This is a genomic window from Xanthomarina sp. F1114, from assembly GCF_026410255.1.
Classification (GTDB): Bacteria; Bacteroidota; Bacteroidia; order Flavobacteriales; family Flavobacteriaceae; genus Xanthomarina.
This window is the reverse complement of record NZ_JAPMLL010000006.1, coordinates 23,180-40,081: the sequence shown is the minus strand read 5'-3', so window position 1 is coordinate 40,081 and position 16,902 is coordinate 23,180. Positions and strand designations below refer to the sequence as shown.

General features: G+C 33.2%; 17 protein-coding genes and 1 pseudogene. 5 read left to right on the top strand and 13 right to left on the bottom strand.

Features of this window, described 5'->3' with window-relative positions; translation table 11 throughout:
* Positions 1–11: 11 nt before the first annotated feature.
* Positions 12–695, bottom strand: a complete 684-nt coding sequence (locus OS188_RS06045) for an SIR2 family NAD-dependent protein deacylase (protein WP_267147932.1) — start codon at positions 693–695, stop codon at positions 12–14.
* 108 nt (positions 696–803) lie between these two features.
* Here OS188_RS06045 and OS188_RS06040 point away from each other — a divergent pair, with 108 nt between their 5' ends.
* Together OS188_RS06040 and OS188_RS06035 are read left to right on the top strand one after the other, a co-directional pair.
* A complete protein-coding gene (locus tag OS188_RS06040; protein ID WP_267147931.1) occupies positions 804–2,003 on the top strand; it encodes a CHRD domain-containing protein in 1,200 nt (399 codons plus the stop codon).
* A gap of 60 nt (positions 2,004–2,063) precedes the next feature.
* Positions 2,064–2,720, top strand: coding sequence for a TrmH family RNA methyltransferase (locus OS188_RS06035; protein ID WP_267147930.1), 657 nt, complete (start codon positions 2,064–2,066; stop codon positions 2,718–2,720).
* Positions 2,721–2,875: 155 nt separating this feature from the next.
* Here OS188_RS06035 and OS188_RS06030 read toward each other — a convergent pair whose 3' ends face one another.
* The 4 genes from OS188_RS06030 to OS188_RS06015 form a co-directional block, all read right to left on the bottom strand.
* Entirely contained in the window at positions 2,876–3,658 is a 783-nt protein-coding gene (locus tag OS188_RS06030) for a carboxypeptidase-like regulatory domain-containing protein (RefSeq protein ID WP_267147929.1), read from the bottom strand.
* Positions 3,659–3,744: 86 nt separating this feature from the next.
* Complete coding sequence (locus OS188_RS06025; RefSeq protein ID WP_267147928.1) at positions 3,745–5,601, bottom strand: DEAD/DEAH box helicase; 1,857 nt, start codon at positions 5,599–5,601, stop codon at positions 3,745–3,747.
* Positions 5,602–6,001: 400 nt separating this feature from the next.
* Entirely contained in the window at positions 6,002–6,460 is a 459-nt protein-coding gene (locus OS188_RS06020) for a hypothetical protein (RefSeq protein ID WP_267147927.1), read from the bottom strand.
* 231 nt (positions 6,461–6,691) lie between these two features.
* Complete coding sequence (locus OS188_RS06015) at positions 6,692–7,753, bottom strand: serine hydrolase domain-containing protein (RefSeq protein WP_267147926.1); 1,062 nt, start codon at positions 7,751–7,753, stop codon at positions 6,692–6,694.
* Positions 7,754–7,950: 197 nt separating this feature from the next.
* On the opposite strand from OS188_RS06015, the gene OS188_RS06010 reads away from it, so the two are divergent.
* Positions 7,951–8,964 carry an LLM class flavin-dependent oxidoreductase gene (locus OS188_RS06010; protein ID WP_267147925.1) on the top strand — a complete coding sequence of 338 codons (1,014 nt, stop codon included), beginning with the start codon at positions 7,951–7,953 and terminating at the stop codon, positions 8,962–8,964.
* 97 nt (positions 8,965–9,061) lie between these two features.
* Here OS188_RS06010 and OS188_RS06005 read toward each other — a convergent pair.
* Together OS188_RS06005 and OS188_RS06000 are read right to left on the bottom strand one after the other, a co-directional pair.
* A pseudogene (locus OS188_RS06005) lies at positions 9,062–9,627 on the bottom strand (cysteine hydrolase family protein).
* A 26-nt stretch (positions 9,628–9,653) separates the two neighbouring features.
* Positions 9,654–10,202: a GNAT family N-acetyltransferase gene (locus OS188_RS06000; protein WP_267147924.1), complete on the bottom strand. Its 549-nt coding sequence runs from the start codon at positions 10,200–10,202 to the stop codon at positions 9,654–9,656.
* A gap of 218 nt (positions 10,203–10,420) precedes the next feature.
* Here OS188_RS06000 and OS188_RS05995 point away from each other — a divergent pair, with 218 nt between their 5' ends.
* Positions 10,421–11,395 (top strand): hypothetical protein, encoded by a 975-nt coding sequence (locus OS188_RS05995; RefSeq protein ID WP_267147923.1) that lies wholly within the window; start codon positions 10,421–10,423, stop codon positions 11,393–11,395.
* Between the two features lie 92 nt (positions 11,396–11,487).
* Here the strand turns inward: OS188_RS05995 and OS188_RS05990 are convergent, their stop codons facing one another.
* From OS188_RS05990 to OS188_RS05980, 3 genes are all read right to left on the bottom strand, one after another.
* Positions 11,488–12,408 carry a diacylglycerol/lipid kinase family protein gene (locus OS188_RS05990; RefSeq protein ID WP_267147922.1) on the bottom strand — a complete coding sequence of 307 codons (921 nt, stop codon included), beginning with the start codon at positions 12,406–12,408 and terminating at the stop codon, positions 11,488–11,490.
* Positions 12,405–13,349, bottom strand: a complete 945-nt coding sequence (locus OS188_RS05985) for a phosphatase domain-containing protein (RefSeq protein WP_267147921.1) — start codon at positions 13,347–13,349, stop codon at positions 12,405–12,407. Before OS188_RS05985 ends, OS188_RS05990 begins: the two co-directional genes overlap by 4 nt.
* Positions 13,350–13,486: 137 nt before the next feature.
* Positions 13,487–14,062, bottom strand: a complete 576-nt coding sequence (locus OS188_RS05980) for a non-canonical purine NTP diphosphatase (RefSeq protein ID WP_267147920.1) — start codon at positions 14,060–14,062, stop codon at positions 13,487–13,489.
* A 103-nt stretch (positions 14,063–14,165) separates the two neighbouring features.
* On the opposite strand from OS188_RS05980, the gene OS188_RS05975 reads away from it, so the two are divergent.
* Entirely contained in the window at positions 14,166–15,164 is a 999-nt protein-coding gene (locus OS188_RS05975) for a DUF4421 family protein (RefSeq protein WP_267147919.1), read from the top strand.
* On the opposite strand, the gene OS188_RS05970 is transcribed toward OS188_RS05975, so the two are convergent.
* The 3 genes from OS188_RS05970 to OS188_RS05960 are packed head-to-tail and all read right to left on the bottom strand — an operon-like array spanning position 15,148 to position 16,880.
* Positions 15,148–15,387 (bottom strand): VF530 family protein, encoded by a 240-nt coding sequence (locus OS188_RS05970; protein WP_267147918.1) that lies wholly within the window; start codon positions 15,385–15,387, stop codon positions 15,148–15,150. The genes OS188_RS05975 and OS188_RS05970 overlap by 17 nt on opposite strands.
* Positions 15,388–15,603, bottom strand: a complete 216-nt coding sequence (locus OS188_RS05965; protein WP_267147917.1) for a DUF6500 family protein — start codon at positions 15,601–15,603, stop codon at positions 15,388–15,390. It lies immediately after the preceding gene.
* A gap of 8 nt (positions 15,604–15,611) precedes the next feature.
* Positions 15,612–16,880, bottom strand: coding sequence for a DEAD/DEAH box helicase (locus OS188_RS05960; RefSeq protein WP_267147916.1), 1,269 nt, complete (start codon positions 16,878–16,880; stop codon positions 15,612–15,614).
* Between the last annotated feature and the right edge of the window lie 22 nt (positions 16,881–16,902).

Below are 16,902 nucleotides of genomic sequence, written 5' to 3'. Positions count from 1 at the left end.
TCAGAAGCTTTTTACTTATTATTTAAAAGCAAGTTTATAAGCTGTTTTACGCCTTTGGTTGCTGTTTCTGGTATAACCGTGATTCTTTGGTTGTTTACTTTAGCTGGTTTCGGATCTATATAGTAAATTGGTGTATGGTTTGGTACAAAATCCATCAAACTAGCAGCAGGATATACTTGCATAGACGTACCAATAATTACTAGAATATCGGCAGTTTCACAGATATCTATAGCTTTATCCAACATAGGGACAGCTTCTCCAAACCAAACAATATGCGGTCTTAATTGATGTCCTTTTTCACACAAATCTCCAACAAAAATATCTTCTTTAGAAGGTCTGACGTCTGTTATATTCTCACTGCTTCGTATTTTTAGTAACTCTCCATGTAAATGGACAATATTCTCACTTCCAGCCCGCTCATGCAAATCGTCCACATTTTGCGTTATAATAGTTACCTTAAAATTTTCTTCTAATTTTGCTAAGGCTAAATGCGCTTCGTTTGGTTGAACAGTTAATAATTGTTTTCTTCTTTCGTTATAAAAATTTAAAACCAATTCAGGATTTTTAGCAAATCCTTGTGGAGAGGCTACTTCCATAACATCATGCCCTTCCCAAAGTCCATCGGCATCTCTAAAGGTTTTTATGCCACTTTCAGCGCTTATTCCGGCTCCTGTAAGTACTACAATATGTTTCATTTTGTGAAGCTATTAAATTCTACGCTCAAAATAAAATATAAAAGGCTTCTTAGTCATTTCAAAAATTTATAAATTATGTGTAATATTACACTTCTTTAAATTTTAATTATGAAAATGACAATTAAGTCGCTGTTTCTTGTATTTACCTTAGTCATGTTAGTGGCCTGTAATGGAGATGATAATATTACTCCCATTCCAACTACTTTAATCTCTAAGACTTATGAAATAGGTTCTATCTATGATAATAATGTGAATGGAACAGCAAAAATTATAAAAAACGACGATAATTCAATTACAGTGGAACTATATCTTACAGGTATTCCAACGGGAGATTCTCATCCGGCTAGTATAAATTATAATACGGCTGCCGAAGGTGGAACTACAGCTATTACCCTGGGAACCGTAGATGGCGATATCGGGTTTAGTACCATCACTTTTTCGACCTTAGACGATGGTACTGCAATTAGCTACGAAGAACTTTTAAGCTTCGATGGGTATGTCAATGTTCAGCTAAGTGCAACGCAACCTAACCAAAGCCTTGCACGAGGAGATATTGGAGAAAACGCGCTTACCGGAGTGACAAAAACCTATGTTTTAAATGAAAAAGATTTACCAGAAACCTCTGGAACTATTATTTTTTCTGAACGTAAAAACGGAGAAGCTCGTGCAGTTATTCAATTAACAAATGCGGTAAGTGGTGAAATTCATCCAGCACATATTCATAATAATACGGCAGTAGAAAGCGGGGCTATCGCTTTTACATTTAATTCTATAGATGGCGATCTTGGTATCAGTGAAACAAATGTGGCAACTTTAGACGATGGAACAGCATTTTTATTTATAGATATTATTGATTTTGATGGTTATGTGAATGTGCATGAAAGCCAAACTAATATAGGAACCATTATTGCTCAAGGCGATATTGGCCAGAACGAACTAACGGGAGTCGCTGAATCTTATGTTTTAAACGAAGTTGATGTGCCAGAAATTAATGGAACAGTTACTTTCTATGCACGAAATAATGGCGAAGCTCTGGCTGTAATTCTATTAGAAAACACAGTGGAAAATGAAATGCATCCTGCGTATATTTATTCTAACGATATTGAAACTCCAGGAAGTATTATGTTTACTTTTAATCCTGTAAATGGAAACACCGGAATTAGCAAAACCAATGTAGCGACTTTAGATGATGGTGTTGGGTTTGTTTATGAAGATGTATTAGGTGTTAACGGACATATAAACGTGCATTTAAGCAATGCGCAATTAGCAACTATTATTGCCCAGGGTAATATTGGAGTAAATAATTAATTGTATAATAATTTGGATTAAAAACCTGATGCAATAATCAGGTTTTTTTATTTATAAAAGATGGTAGATTTAGAACTTTTGGCTTACTTAGAAACCTATTTAACCGAAAACAGAAGAGAGCGCTTCAATACAGTATTAAACCAAAGAACCAAACATTTTACGGTAGCTACAGAAGATGTGTATCAGCTTCATAATACAAGTGCCGTAATTAGAAGTTGCGATGTGTTTGGTATCCAGGAAGTAAATATTGTAGAAGAAGTTAACTCTAAAAGTATTGATAGAGAAATAGCTATGGGAGCTCAAAAATGGGTAGATTTAAACAGGTTCCATTCGGTAAAGGATTGCATTAAGGGTTTAAAAGAGAACGGATATCAAATTGTGGCTACGACACCTCATACAGACGATTGTTTGCTGCATGAGTTTGATGTGACTAAAAAATCCTGTTTTTTCTTCGGAAGAGAAACGGAGGGTTTATCTCAGGAAGTATTGGATGAGGCAGATTGCTTTTTAAAAATACCTATGTCTGGATTTACAGAGAGTCTAAACATTTCTGTGTCGGCAGCTATTGTTTTACAACATGTAACCACAAAATTAAAACAAACAGATATCGATTGGAAACTCTCTGAAGAAGAGCAAAACGAAAAACGTTTAGATTGGATAAAGAAAACTATTAAAAGCTACGACAAGATTGTTGCACGGTTTTATGAAGAATCTTAAGCCTATTTGGTAATACGCTTTTAATAAAGATATTTATCCCTATCGAGTATAATAGAGAAATGGAAAGGGTTTTATTCTAAAACTTCAAGAGAACAAGAGGTGTTTTGTAAAGCCATAAAAAAAACCGAAAGAATTTCTTTCGGTTTTTTATTATTTTATAATTTGCCGTATTTCCTATTTCGGCTTAGTATTCTATATTCTTCGTAACATTCGCTTATAGCATCTAGAATTTGAAGGTCGTTTGCTGTTTCAATAAAACTCTTAGAGTAATTACACTGCCTGATTATTTCATCTAAATCCACCCTATTAACTTGCAAGAGTGCTACTAACATTTCTCTGTCAAACCTATTGGCAAGAAGCGTTCTAATCTCATCGTCCTGCTTCATTTTTTTCAACTTCCGCATTTCGTTGGGTTGCTTTCCAAACATGCTATGTAAAAAATCGGCCGGATTAAAAACAGCTCCTAAGACTCGGGTTACAGCATTAGAAGATCGTCCTCCAGCTTCATAACCTGTTTGTAGTCCAGAAATATTATAACGATAATTCGTGTTAATTGGCACTACTTGTTGAATATCTACTTCTAGAAACCCTGTAAGCTTAAACTCGGTAACAACAACTTCCTCTAACGCAAAAGCTAATTCTGTTAATTCAATAGTAGAATTACCATATTTTATCCAGTCGTTTGTTACACGTACACGAATAGATTTAAAACCTAAATACGAAAAATGTAAGGTGTCTGTAGCTTTCGCTTTAATTTCAAACTCTCCTTTCGAATTAGTCGTAGTTCCTTTTACTTCGTTTAGGTTGACAATATTTACACTTTCTAATGGAGAACCACTAGAAGCATTAATAACAGTACCTTTTACAGTTGTGTCTGTCTGACCAAACATAAAGGAGGTGCTAATTAGGAGTGTAAAAAGAAAAAATATTTTTTTCATCAATGTCATATTGTTGATAAAAGTACTAAACAAAACCTGAATATGTAAAAGTATCTTATATTTTGACTAAAAATTAACACAAAAGTTTAACGTCTGGAACGTCTTGGCCTTTCCGATCTTGTTTCTGTATTAGATCTTCTGGAACGAGATTGATTACTTGAAAAGCTTTTGTTGTCGCGATCGTTTCTGGAACTAGAGCGTCTATCACTTCTATTACCTCCACCGTCGCTAGATCTAGAACGTCTGTCGCTTCTAGGTTTATCAAAGCTACGTCTTTTTCCACCACCGCCATCGCGACGTCTTTTATTTCTGCTGGTTCCTTGTCCTTTATCTTCGCTGATTTCAACATTTACAAAACGTCCGTCATGCTTATAATCTGTAAAGAATGCCAGTACTTTTTCCTGTTGTTCTTTTTCAGTATTAAAGAATGAAAAACTATCTTTAACGTCTACTTTAAATACATCGTCTCTGCCTAAATCTAAAACTTCTTTTAAGAAATCTTTTAATTTCATCCAATCGTAACCATCTTTTCTACCTACGTTGATAAAGTATCTAGAGGCGTTAGAGTTACTTCCATAACCTCTTCCTCCATCACGATCATCACCGCGAGAGGTGTCAGAAACATTTAAGTTTTTAGACTTTTGGTAATAATTAAAGAATCTACTAAACTCAACAGAGAAGAATTTTTTAATTAATTCGTCTTTAGAAGTATCGTCTAGCAACTCGTTAATGCTATCTAAATGCTTGTTTATTTCTGGGTTTATTTCTGTATTATGGATTTTATTAGCTAAAGACATTAATTGTACTTCGCAAATTTCCATACCATCAGGAATTTGTTTATGTTCAAATTTCTGATTGATTATACGTTCAATGCTTTTAATTTTACGCACTTCACTTTTAGAAACAATAACCATAGAAATTCCTGTTTTACCAGCACGTCCAGTTCTTCCAGATCTGTGTGTATAAACTTCAGGTTCGTCTGGCAATTGGTAATTTATAACGTGAGTAATATCGTCCACATCAATACCACGAGCCGCAACATCTGTTGCTACCAGCATTTGTATTTGCTTATTTCTAAAAGATTTCATTACTAAATCTCTCTGGTTCTGACTTAAATCGCCATGTAGAGCTCCTGCGCTATAACCGTCTTCAATTAAGTTTTCGGCTACTTTTTGCGTGTCTCTTTTGGTTCTACAGAAAATAACAGAGAAAATATCTGGATTGGCATCTGCCAAACGTTTTAAACCTTGATAACGGTCTCTGGCGTTTACTAAATAGTATTCATGAGAAACGTTATTGGTGCTTTCATTTTTCTTTCCTACGGTAATTTCAATAGGAGATTTCATGAATTTTTTAGCAATACTAGCTACTTCCTTTGGCATTGTTGCAGAAAATAACCAGGTGCTTTTATCTTCGGGAGTATGAGATAAAATGTCGGTAATATCTTCTTTAAAGCCCATGTTTAACATCTCATCGGCTTCATCTAAAACAGCATATTCTATTTTAGAAATATCTACCATTTTTCGCTTAATCATGTCTTTCATTCTCCCCGGAGTGGCAACAATTATTTGTGCCCCTCTTTTTACCTCTCTGGCCTGATCCGTAATACTGGAACCACCATAGATGGCAACTACATTAAGACCTTTACAATATTTACCATATTGTTTCATCTCGTTAGTAATTTGCAAACAAAGTTCACGAGTAGGGGATAAAATTAAACCTTGCGTAGTTCTACTGTCTATATTTATTTTTTGAAGCATTGGAAAACCAAATGCTGCAGTTTTTCCAGTACCAGTTTGCGCTAACGCTACTAAATCTGATTCTTCTTCGTTTAATAAAATTGGAATGGCTTTGGCTTGGACATCACTTGGGGTTTCAAAACCCATGTCGGTAATAGCTTGTAATAGGTCGCTATTAAGACCCAATTCTTGGAATGTGTTCATTCTGTTTATATAAGTATTCGATTAAATTATGTCGTGTTACAAAGAAAGCGAATCGACATACTTAACCCTTAACTTCCAGTAACACATCCTCACTCTGAGGAGTTTATCTACATAAGCTGCTTGGCTTAGCTAGATTTTTTTCAAGGTGCAAATGTACAATTTTATTTAATACCATTTACTTTGAATAGAAGAAATTTTTATCAGAGGTTTTGCTAGGTTATTTCTAATGGTAAGGTGATTGTTAGGGAGTTGTTATTTCTTGTTGGTTTTATTTTCTGTTTTTTCGGAATTTGTTTTCTATAAATTTCATTCAGTTGCTAAGGGATTCGAGTAACTCTGATGTTTTCTATAATTAGGGAGATATTATAAGTGTATATGTATGTTTAAAACCTTCGAGTTTTTATTCAATTATTTTATCATAAATATTTTTTGATAATTGTATCAAATACTCCGAAGTTAAATTTTCGTTAAACCCTAATGTCTTGTCAAGGGGTTGTTGAATTATATCTCCTTGAAAAGCAGCTGGATTGGTTATCAAAAATATTTGATTAATTAATTTACCTTCTTCGAAGTAAAACGCTGCTTCCTTAGTGCTATTGAATTTTTTACTTTTGTCAAAAGTCCGTATTAAAATTATTTCATGAGCTTCAAGATAGAAATCTGCAATAATTTTATTTCCACTTTCTTTGAATTTTATTTTATTCCTTATTTTATTTGGGTAGCAGATGGATCTGACTTTAATACTATCAAATTCAACTTTTTTTGTCATGGTTCTGCTTCTCAGGTTATCATCAATTTCAACCGATCTTAGTTCAATATAGTGTGCAGCTTCATTTTCAAATTGGGCAAATGCATTCATTGAAATTAAGACTAATAATGTAAAAGTTATATATTTAATCAAATTTTGAAGTTTTTTAATTTTGAGACTATATAGGATATCAATCCAAATATAGCTTATTAGTCTTTAAATTAGGAAATGGAAATCTAAAATTTGCTTTTTAGATACTATAGTTACAATTGAAACCATGTTTTTATTTATTAAGCTTAAAATGAGCTATAAATAAGTCATAATTTTAAATGATGTAACAAACTATTTTTCTTCCAAAGCGTGTTCGTAAATGGCGTTAAAAAGTTCTCTTATTAAATCGGCATTATGTTCGTTAATTAGAATTATAATTCCCCAATCAGACTTCTTACTGTAAGCCAGAATTGAAGAACAGGAAAAGGTGTCACCCGTTTTATAAAAGAAGGTGTTATCTCCATTTCGTTCTATTTGTTGTCCGAAACCTATTTCTCTTCGTGTATTTTTAAAGAAAGTCTCTTCTGTAATTGCTGTTGCTTTAAATATTTTGCCATCAATCAATAATAGAGCTTTTAGAAATTTAGCCATATCAGAGGCATTGGACTTTAATAAGCCTGCCGGTGCAATTAAAGGATTCCAAAAAAAATACGCTTGTTCAACGCCATTCATATCGTAGCCTACCACTTTGTTTTTCACATTAAAGTTGGTGGTTAAAGTTTGTGTCATTTGAGCAGGAATTAATATTTTTTCTTTTATCAACCTATCAAAGTCTTGAGCATAAACATGTTCTAAAATCATTCCCATTAAAACAAAATTTATATTGGAGTATCTATAATTGCCATAATCTAACAATTTTGTGCTGTCGTTAATAAGGGAATGAATTGTTTCTTTATTTATATCTAATGGCTGTTTCGGGTTTAATTCGATAAGTTTTGTAATATCAAAATCGGGTAAACCAGATTGATGGGAAGCTAAATCAGAAATTTTAATTTTGTTCTTAATCTCTTCCGATAAAATATATTCGCTCGGTATATAATCATCTATAAAATCATTAATATTCAATTTTCCTTCATCCTGGGCTTGTGCCATTAAATTGGCCGTTAGTAATTTTGTAATGGATCCAATTTCAAAAATGGTGTTTTTATTGACTTCCACTTTATTGTTCTGACTGATACTCCCATAATTGAAGAAATGCTCTTTTCCGTTATCTATAAACCCGATGCTAACTGCAACATGTGGGTATTTATTATGGATGGTTTGAATAATAGAATCCACTTTTTTAGCTCGCTGTTGTGCAAAAGCAAGTTGTCCTGAAATTAATAAAATGCTTAGACTAAAGATTATTTTCATGATTGATGGTTTCCTTATAGGTCTTGAAATAGTTTATAATGTTACGAAAATGTTAGTTCTTAATTAAACTAAAGGGTTTTATTTTGTGTATCTAGATTAACAAAGCCCTAACAGCAAGACTTCAATTAATACCGTATTTTTGTGCTGTTAAGACTAAATTAGTATCTAATTTTTAACACATTATCATTTTATATCATATGAAATCCCCACATACAGCATATTCCATTCTAGATCTCGCCGTAGTTTCTGAAGGACACAGTTTGAAACAAACATTTAATAATTCGCTCGATTTGGCGCAACAGGCTGAAGACTTTGGTTATACGCGTTTTTGGTTAGCAGAACACCATAACGCTATCAATATTGGGAGTAGTGCAACTGTGGTTCTTATTGGTTATATAGCGGAAGGTACTAAAACTCTTCGGGTAGGTTCTGGAGGGATTATGTTACCTAACCATTCACCATTAATTGTTGCCGAACAGTTTGGAACCTTAGGTTCGCTATATCCCAATCGTATTGACTTGGGACTGGGAAGAGCTCCCGGAACCGATAGAGGAACAGCCTTAGCCATTAGACCTGATTTTATGCAGGCAGCACATGCGTTTCCCACTAATTTAGAAGATATACAAAAGTATTTTTCTGTGGAAAACGCTCATGCAAAAATTCGTGCCACAGTAGCAGAAGGGGTGGAGGTTCCTGTTTATATTTTAGGTTCTAGTACAGATAGTGCGCATTTAGCGGCTAAAAAGGGACTGCCTTATGCCTTTGCTAGTCATTTTGCGACTAAGCATTTAGAGGTAGCTTCACAGATTTATAGACAAAAATTCCAACCCTCAGAGGCTTTAGAATCTCCTTACCTTATGGCTGGAGTTAATATTATTATCGCGGAAACAGACGAGGAAGCAGAAAGTTATGCAACCTCCTTAATACGTATGTTTCTAGGTTTGTTTACGGGGAAAAGAGAATATCTACAACCACCAATTGCTATGAATCAAGAGCTGAGAGAGGTTATGCAACATCCACAAATACACCAAATGTTGAAATATTCTTTTATAGGAAGTAAAGCGACAGTTAAAGCACAGATTAAAACTTTCCTGGACAATACAAATGCAGACGAGCTTATTGTGGTAACCAATATTTACGATGCTAAAGCGAAGATTCGATCTTTTGAGTTGTTTGCTGAGATTATGAGAGAACTGAATGCGGGTAAATAATACTAGGCATGGTTAACTCTTATGCTTTATAGAACATTACAGTCAAGCTATATACTTTGGTTAACCTATATAATATAGTTCTGAAGCAGTAGACTATTTATATGTTACTCATTAATTTTTCAGAAGTCCAAATAGTTGCAAATTCTTCGTTTAAACTAGCAAGCGTTGTTAAATGTATTATTTCAGAGTCATATGTTTCTCCATGAATTCCAATTCGGTTAAATGTAGCCGTGGCATCAGAAATTAAATACGTATCGTAACCTAAGTTTCCAGCCATTCTAGTAGTTGTCGATACACAATGATTTGTTGTAAGTCCTATAATAACCAATGTGTCAATATGTAATGCATCTAATTGCTCTTTTAAATCAGTACCAATAAATGCACTGTTCACGTTTTTTGTAATGATGGGTTCGTTCTCAATAGGTGAGACATTTTCGTTAAACTCAAATCCCTTATTACTGACATGCAATTTAGATTTTAAGTTTGTTGAACTATGTCTAATATGAAATAAAGGCAAACCTAATTCTCTCCATGTTTTTAAAATCTTGCCACAAATTATTTCAGCATTTTTATTGTTTCTATTACCACCCCAATAGGTCTCTTCTAAAAATCCTTTTGAATATCTATAAGTATTAAAGCTGGTTTTTTATCTCTTAATTTCATTTGTGCTTATTTGGAATTTATGACAGCTATAATTTGTTAGCTTTTGGGTTTTCAAGTTCATATATAATATTAAAAGGGTTGTCTGCGTCTCTTCTGTTTTTATTTAGAATAAATCCGTTTTTTTCTAATAGGTTTTTAGAGCGCTTATTATCGGTATGAGTAAAAGCCTCAATTTTGTCTAGATGTAATTTGTAAAAGCCAAAAGCAACAACAGCTTTTAAGGCTTCACTCATAAGTCCTTTGTTGTGAAATTCAGGGTTTAAATCATAGCCAACCTCAGCAACTTTATGGTTCTTAGAAAAATTCCATAAACAAATTGAACCAATAAGTTTCGGGTTGTTTTTTAAACTAATTCCCCAAGCTATAGACGTTTCTGTTTCTATACAATCATCTAATTCTTTAATAAATTTTAAAGCATCAGCTAAGTTTTTAGTTTTTCTGTCTTCAGACCTTTCTATATATGTATTAACTGTTTTATCAGATCTTAAGAATAAGATTTCATTTAAATCTAACTCCCTAATTCGTCTTAGAAAAATTCGGTGTGATTCTAATTTAGGAAAAGGAGTAAATCTCATTTTAATTATTGGAAGTCTATCAATTATATAAGCTCAAATATAGTTTAATAGTATTTAAAATTCGCAGATATAAACACTCAATTAAAAATAATGCTTGGTAATAAATGGTTGTTTTTTTAGTTGATTTTTGTGTTAATTTCTATGAATAACGGACTATCTAAACAAGAGATAATGGCTATCTTTGTAAAAATTTTAAAACTTAATTATCCTAAATTCTTATGTCCCAATTACTTTTTAATCCTTTTAAAGATTTGATCTTCGACGAGCATTTTTGTTTCCTTACAGGAGTTTTAACCAATGAAAGTATGACCGTTTTTCCGGAATGGCTCTTGAATCATTTTAAATTTGGAGATGAAAGAATTGAAATGATGGATAAATCCAAATCTTATACTTATGCCGATTTGAAATTACCTTGTTCTCCCGAAGTTAAACAAGCTTTCGATGATTTAGATTTAAAAATTCAAAAGGCATATAAAAATGGCTTTGAAGGGATGAATGCTTTAGACGAAGTACTGCTTTTTCAGTGGACGGGAAGAATGGTTTATGGTTTGCTTTATTACGAAATGATTTACGAAAGAGACCGACTGTTAAAACTAGGGGAAGAGTTTGCACTTTCTACGGCGCTTAGGGAGCGTTTTGGACATTTTCATCTAATGCTACAATCTATTGTAGAACCAATTTCTTTTGTTGGAAAAAAACCGTGGAGTATTGCGGTTTTTCCTCTTAAATATTCAGCAGATATTTTTAGTTACCGGGATGATGCTATTAATCTAATGTTCCAATTTGGGGTCAACGGTTTTGGATTTATAGCTTGTTTACAGGATAATGGCGTAATAGGGGAGAAGCAACAAGAAATATTGGATAAAATGAAAGGACATGTCTTACATCCTGTACAGTTTGAAGAGTTGTATGCCAGATTTCATTATACAGATTATATATTACAGTATAAACCAGAATATAAAATTGAATCTCAGGACGACGGAATTGCAATAGAAATTGACACAGCTGGAAAACAACCTGTTTTTGGGTTTTGGGATGAAGATGTATTTGCACAATTACTATCTAATTATTGGTCGGTTTATGGTATTGAAAAAGAAGAAATTCTTCAATTTCAAAAACCCATGCTTAGCTTTTTAGAAAACCCGTATTCTAAAGATTTTGTTAATCCAGAAGCTATTGCTTTGCCGTTTTAAGAATGCCATAAAAAGCCTGCTTACTATATACATATTAGTGTACTACTTGGACTACATAGAGTTAAAATCTGTATGAGACTAATAACTAATTGTTATTTTGAAGTGTTTTTATGTAATGAAGTGAAATTTAGATTTTTATTGGTTGTAATTAGGTTTACAGCTCCTTTTAATATTTCAATCTTTAATTCCTTGAACTTTCCTATTATCTCGCCATCTAACTGTAATAATCTGGGTTTATCAAATTCTATTTCCGCATACTCTGTTTCTAATACCATGCCCGACTGACTGTCAAAAAAACTTTCATCAAATTTAGAGAGTCCTGCTTTAATAAGTGAGTTTGCATTAATACTTTTAATCAAAACAATTTCGAACTTTCCATCCATAGGGTTTCCTTTAATATTTATTGGAATACCTGTTCCGTACTTTCTGGAATTACAAATCCCAACCATAAATATCATTTCATTATATACCTTATTATTTGCGCGAACAGTTATTGGAAAAGGTTTTACCTGGGTAAGTTTATCTAAAAAGTACTTGGCATAGATGGCCATTCCACGTTTTGAATCATTTTCATAAGCTTTTACTATTTGGGCGTTTACACCAACATCTCCAATATGTGCAGTGTGGTATTTATCATTTACCTTTAAAATATCTAATCCAGTTTCAATATTCGACATTATGACATCCTTTAGTGCTTCTATGGGTTGCGGATTAACATAAAGTTCTGTCGCCATGCCATTGGCAGAACCCAAAGGAATTATTCCTATGGGGTATTTAGAGTCCATAAGAGCAAGTGCACTAAATAGTGTTGTTCCGTCTCCTCCTACCGAAAGTACTTTGTCCGGTTTGTATTCCGAAAGTTGTTTTTTTACAGTTTCCTCATCATTTTTTCCTGTAGTTTTAAAAACCTTATATTGAATATGATATGTATGACATAAAGATTTAGCCGCTTTGAGAAAAGGCTCTTTATTAACGCCACCTGAAACAGGATTTACAATAAAAAATAGTTTCATGATTTTAATTGAATTAGTTCATCTGAAATTTCAAGTCTGTCATTAGACTTGAAATACTTAACTGGTACCCCAGTGGATACTAGGTCGTCCATCATTTGTTTCTGATGAGCTGAAATTTTTGGATGAGTTTGTCTAATGTAAATTTTAAGGATTCTATGGGGGAAGCTTCTTGCAATTTCAGAGTATATCTGAATATCAAGTTGGCCATCATCACCAAATAATACATACTTTTTGTCAGCCGTATTTTTAATTATTAATCTAATATTGTCTATTTTAAAATTAATATCCTTATTCGGATTTAGTAACTGAAATAAATTTAAGTGAGGAGTAAGAAACAACACGCCTTCTGGTAGCTTATTAAATTTTATAAACTCAATCAACATCCAAAATAAATTACTTTCACTTTTTGACACATAAAAAATCCGAGCTTTTCGTTTTTTAAGGACTTCAAACATTTTCTTCGAGAAACCTATTACTTCTCTCTCGTTAGGAGTTTTGAACGCTACTGTGACTACGCGTTTAAAAAAGTTTTTTATGTGAGAAACAATAATAGTATCGTCAATATCCGAGATTATATCAAACGGACTATTTGTGTTTTCGTGAATTATGGGATAATCTTGTGTAATTTTTAGAGCTTCTGTATGATTAGAAATATGTATTTTTATTTCACCGTATTGCAGGCCATCCATTAAAACTCTAAAACTCCCATCTTTGTCTGTCGTTGTATTTGTAGTTTGTCCATTTACTGAAATAGAAATCTCTTTATTGTCGTAACTTTTTACAAAATACGAACTAATTACCTTTAGTAAGTTTCTAAAACTCCCTGGTTTTTTATTTAAACTATAAGGCACTTTATGTAAAATAACGCCTGTAAATAAAGTCTTATTATCAAGATGTAATGCGGCTATCTGCCAAACAACAGGGTTTTTATAGTTTGTCATATAGACAAGATATTAAATTAAATCTATTTAAGAAAGGTATGGAATGGTTAAAACTAAGATTTTATACCAAAGGCTTTTTTAATAGAATTAGTTGTATTCAACCCTTAAAATATCAGTCTCCAAACAGACAGAATAATTTATAAATTAATTAAATATTTAACTAGTAGGTTTACGGCTTTCCCGCGATGACCTATTTGGTTTTTTTCATCTAAAGATATTTCAGCAAAAGTTTTCGTATAGCCTTTGGCTTTAAAGATAGGATCGTAACCAAAACCGTGTTCACCGTGTTTTTCTTTAGTTATTTCTCCTTTGCAAATACCTGTAAAAGTTTTAAGCTCTCCGTTTAACTGAAGCGCAATAACCGTTTTAAATTGTGCTTGTCTATTAGACTTATCTTTTAAGTTCTTCAGCAACAAATCCATATTGTCATTAGAATCTCTTTGCGCACCCGCATATCTGGCAGAATATACGCCAGGCTCGTTGTCTAAAGCTGCAACTTCTAATCCCGTATCGTCTGCAAAACAATCGTAACCATAATGGGTTTTTATATATTCAGCTTTCTGTATGGCATTGCCTGCTATAGTATTTTGGGTTTCTGGAACGTCTTCAGTACATCCAATATCCTGAAGGCTTAATAGTTGAATGTGTTTAGGAATTAAACCCTGAACTTCTTTTAACTTATTTAGATTGTTTGTGGCAAAAACGAGTGTCATATGGAGAGTGTTTTTTTAAAGAGATGTGATTTTTTATCAAAAAAACGGAAAATAATATTAATTTCATTAAAATTTTCAAATTATAAAATTTCCCTAAATTTAAATGAGTAAACATACCTTCATATTTATTTGTTTTTTGTGTCTCACAATCGCTTCTCATGCTCAAATACTAAAAAAGTCAGATTCTTTAAGTACAAAACAGGTTATAGATACCCTACTTATTGATAGAGATATGAATAATTGGTCTATCAGACTCTTTACTAATTATAAAGGACAAAGTTTTAATTTAATAAATGATGGCGATAAACTCGCGTTTAAACCTAATAATAGAGCTGGAGTTGGTTTTGGTTTAGGAACTAGTAAATTGATTATTGATATTGCTTTTAACCTAAAAGGAAATAGAGAAAATGATACAAAACGATTTGACATGCAGGGCTCGTTTATTGTGGGAGATCATAATTTGGTAAATTTATATGTACAGAGATATAAGGGGTTTAATGTGAATAATAATTTTAATGAACCAGATGTTTTTAGAGACGATATTACTTCGCTCTCCATTGGTCTTAATTACTTATATACATTCAATAAGATTTCTTTTTCTTCTGCCACCTTAAAAGCCGGTCTCGCTAATGATGAAAAAAAACACTTTATATCTGCTGGGGTTGGTGGGTTTATGGTGTATAATAGTTTTATGGGAGATGGCTCTTTAATTCCGGATAACGGGAACTTTAATGGCGATGCCTATTTAGAACAATTTAAAGGAGTTGGAGTTGGTGTCTCTGGTGGTATTTTATCTGTGTTTGTATTGCCGGCAAACTTCTTTGCAACTTTAAATGTAATACCTGGAATTGGACTTATGTACAAAAAAGGATATTCGGAAACAGACCACTATAATGTATCAAACCCGCTTTTGTATAAAATAGACTTCGAAGCTGGAGTAGGCTATAGTTATAAACGCTTTTATGCCACCTTAGTTTATGGTAGTGGAATTTATACTACTAATTTAGATTACGGCTTGAATTACGTTTATAGTAATACCAAAGCTAAAATTTCTGTAGGTTATAAAATTAGGGTGAATAAAAAACTTAAGACTCCTTTTTAGAGGCTTGCTGTTTTAACATGTTTAAATACATATGTTCTACTTTGGTTCTTGCCCAAGGGGTTCTTCTTAAAAACTTTAAACTAGATGTTACCGACGGATTATCTTGGAAACACCGAATGCTTATAATATGTCCCATATATTCCCAACCGTAATGCGCTTCAAGCTCTGTAACTATTTGTACGAGCTTAACACCATGTAACGGATTATTTGCTTGTGACTCCATCTATGCGTCTTTAATAAGTTTTTGGATGTTAACGGCTTTTTCAAAATGATCCAGTTTATGTGTTAAAATCCACCAAGTGGCTGCTTCCATCAATAACTCTGGATGGTCATTTTTATTAGCAAAAAAGGCATAAAATGATAAGCCCACTTGTGGTCCTTTTTGAGCAATTTTTTTATTGCATACTTCGATAATTTTACTTTTTAATGCTTCTGTCATTTCTACAATTACCTTCTGTTTCTACCGCCTCTAGTATTATTTTGCTTAGGTTTTTGACTTCCAGTTCTACCTTTTTTAGATTCGGAACGTCTTGGTCTTTGATGTCTGCCTCCTCCTTGTTTTTTTGGAGTAGTAGATGCATTTGGATCAGGCTCAAAACCTTCTATAACTTCTTTAGGAATTTTAAGCCCTACCAATTTTTCAATATCTCTTAAATAGCTGGTTTCGTCTGCGCTGACTAGAGAAATAGCTACTCCGCTAGCTCCAGCACGTCCAGTTCTTCCTATTCTATGTACATAATCTTCTGAAACATTTGGAAGCTCATAATTTATAACATGAGGTAATAACGGAATATCAAGTCCACGAGCTGCAATATCTGTGGCTACTAAAACACGAATACTTCCGTTTTTAAACCCAGCTAAAGCCTTGGTTCTTGCTCCTTGACTTTTATTTCCATGAATAGCAGCTGCCGTAATACCAGCACTTACCATCTTCTTGCAAAGTTTGTTGGCACCGTGCTTGGTTCTGGTAAATACCAAAACCTGCTTCCAATTGCCATCGGAAATTAATTTAATTATTAAACCTGTCTTTTTTCCACTTGCAACACGGTATACTTGCTGATTAATAGCATCTACAGTGGAGTTTTCCGGAGTAGCATCTACTTGAACAGGTCTGTTTAAAATGCCGTGAGCTAGTTTTTTTATGTCTTTAGAGAAAGTAGCAGAAAACATTAAGTTTTGTCTTTTTGCTGGCATCAATTTAATAACTCGCTCAATATCACGTAAAAAACCCATATCCAACATTCTGTCGGCTTCATCTAAAACAAAAATATCTACCTTAGAAAGTGATAACACATTCTGATTGCATAAATCTAATAACCTCCCAGGAGTGGCAACTAAAATATCAACCCCTTGCCTTAATTGTGCCACTTGTGGTTTCTGATTAACACCACCAAAAATTACGGCAGAACGTAAATCCAAAAACTCACTATATTCTTTGACATTACTGTACACTTGCGCAGCCAACTCTCTGGTTGGAGTTAAAACCAAAGCACGAACAGGTCTTTTTCGCAAATGCTGCTCCTGAGATAAAATTTGCAAAACAGGTAAGGTAAATCCAGCTGTTTTTCCAGTTCCTGTTTGTGCCGAAGCTAAGACATCTTCTCCGTTTAAAATTGGAGGAATAGCTTTGCTTTGTATAGGTGAAGGTTCTGTATATCCTTTTTTATTAATGGCTTTAAGAATCTCTTCAGAAAGACCTAAGATGTTAAATGACATATATTGTTTTTGAAGAATGACA

What these genes read in the sequence shown, in the direction of transcription:
- OS188_RS06000 (WP_267147924.1), bottom strand. Translation starts at nt 10,202, where the DNA reads ATGAGATTTACTCCTTTTCCTAAATTAGAATCACACCGAATTTTTCTA.
- OS188_RS06025 (WP_267147928.1), bottom strand. Translation starts at nt 5,601, where the DNA reads ATGAACACATTCCAAGAATTGGGTCTTAATAGCGACCTATTACAAGCT.
- OS188_RS05970 (WP_267147918.1), bottom strand. Translation starts at nt 15,387, where the DNA reads ATGGAGTCACAAGCAAATAATCCGTTACATGGTGTTAAGCTCGTACAA.
- OS188_RS06010 (WP_267147925.1), top strand. Translation starts at nt 7,951, where the DNA reads ATGAAATCCCCACATACAGCATATTCCATTCTAGATCTCGCCGTAGTT.
- OS188_RS05965 (WP_267147917.1), bottom strand. Translation starts at nt 15,603, where the DNA reads ATGACAGAAGCATTAAAAAGTAAAATTATCGAAGTATGCAATAAAAAA.
- OS188_RS06035 (WP_267147930.1), top strand. Translation starts at nt 2,064, where the DNA reads ATGGTAGATTTAGAACTTTTGGCTTACTTAGAAACCTATTTAACCGAA.
- OS188_RS05975 (WP_267147919.1), top strand. Translation starts at nt 14,166, where the DNA reads ATGAGTAAACATACCTTCATATTTATTTGTTTTTTGTGTCTCACAATC.
- OS188_RS06015 (WP_267147926.1), bottom strand. Translation starts at nt 7,753, where the DNA reads ATGAAAATAATCTTTAGTCTAAGCATTTTATTAATTTCAGGACAACTT.
- OS188_RS05980 (WP_267147920.1), bottom strand. Translation starts at nt 14,062, where the DNA reads ATGACACTCGTTTTTGCCACAAACAATCTAAATAAGTTAAAAGAAGTT.
- OS188_RS05995 (WP_267147923.1), top strand. Translation starts at nt 10,421, where the DNA reads ATGTCCCAATTACTTTTTAATCCTTTTAAAGATTTGATCTTCGACGAG.
- OS188_RS05960 (WP_267147916.1), bottom strand. Translation starts at nt 16,880, where the DNA reads ATGTCATTTAACATCTTAGGTCTTTCTGAAGAGATTCTTAAAGCCATT.
- OS188_RS06020 (WP_267147927.1), bottom strand. Translation starts at nt 6,460, where the DNA reads ATGAATGCATTTGCCCAATTTGAAAATGAAGCTGCACACTATATTGAA.
- OS188_RS06040 (WP_267147931.1), top strand. Translation starts at nt 804, where the DNA reads ATGAAAATGACAATTAAGTCGCTGTTTCTTGTATTTACCTTAGTCATG.
- OS188_RS05990 (WP_267147922.1), bottom strand. Translation starts at nt 12,408, where the DNA reads ATGAAACTATTTTTTATTGTAAATCCTGTTTCAGGTGGCGTTAATAAA.
- OS188_RS05985 (WP_267147921.1), bottom strand. Translation starts at nt 13,349, where the DNA reads ATGACAAACTATAAAAACCCTGTTGTTTGGCAGATAGCCGCATTACAT.
- OS188_RS06045 (WP_267147932.1), bottom strand. Translation starts at nt 695, where the DNA reads ATGAAACATATTGTAGTACTTACAGGAGCCGGAATAAGCGCTGAAAGT.
- OS188_RS06030 (WP_267147929.1), bottom strand. Translation starts at nt 3,658, where the DNA reads ATGAAAAAAATATTTTTTCTTTTTACACTCCTAATTAGCACCTCCTTT.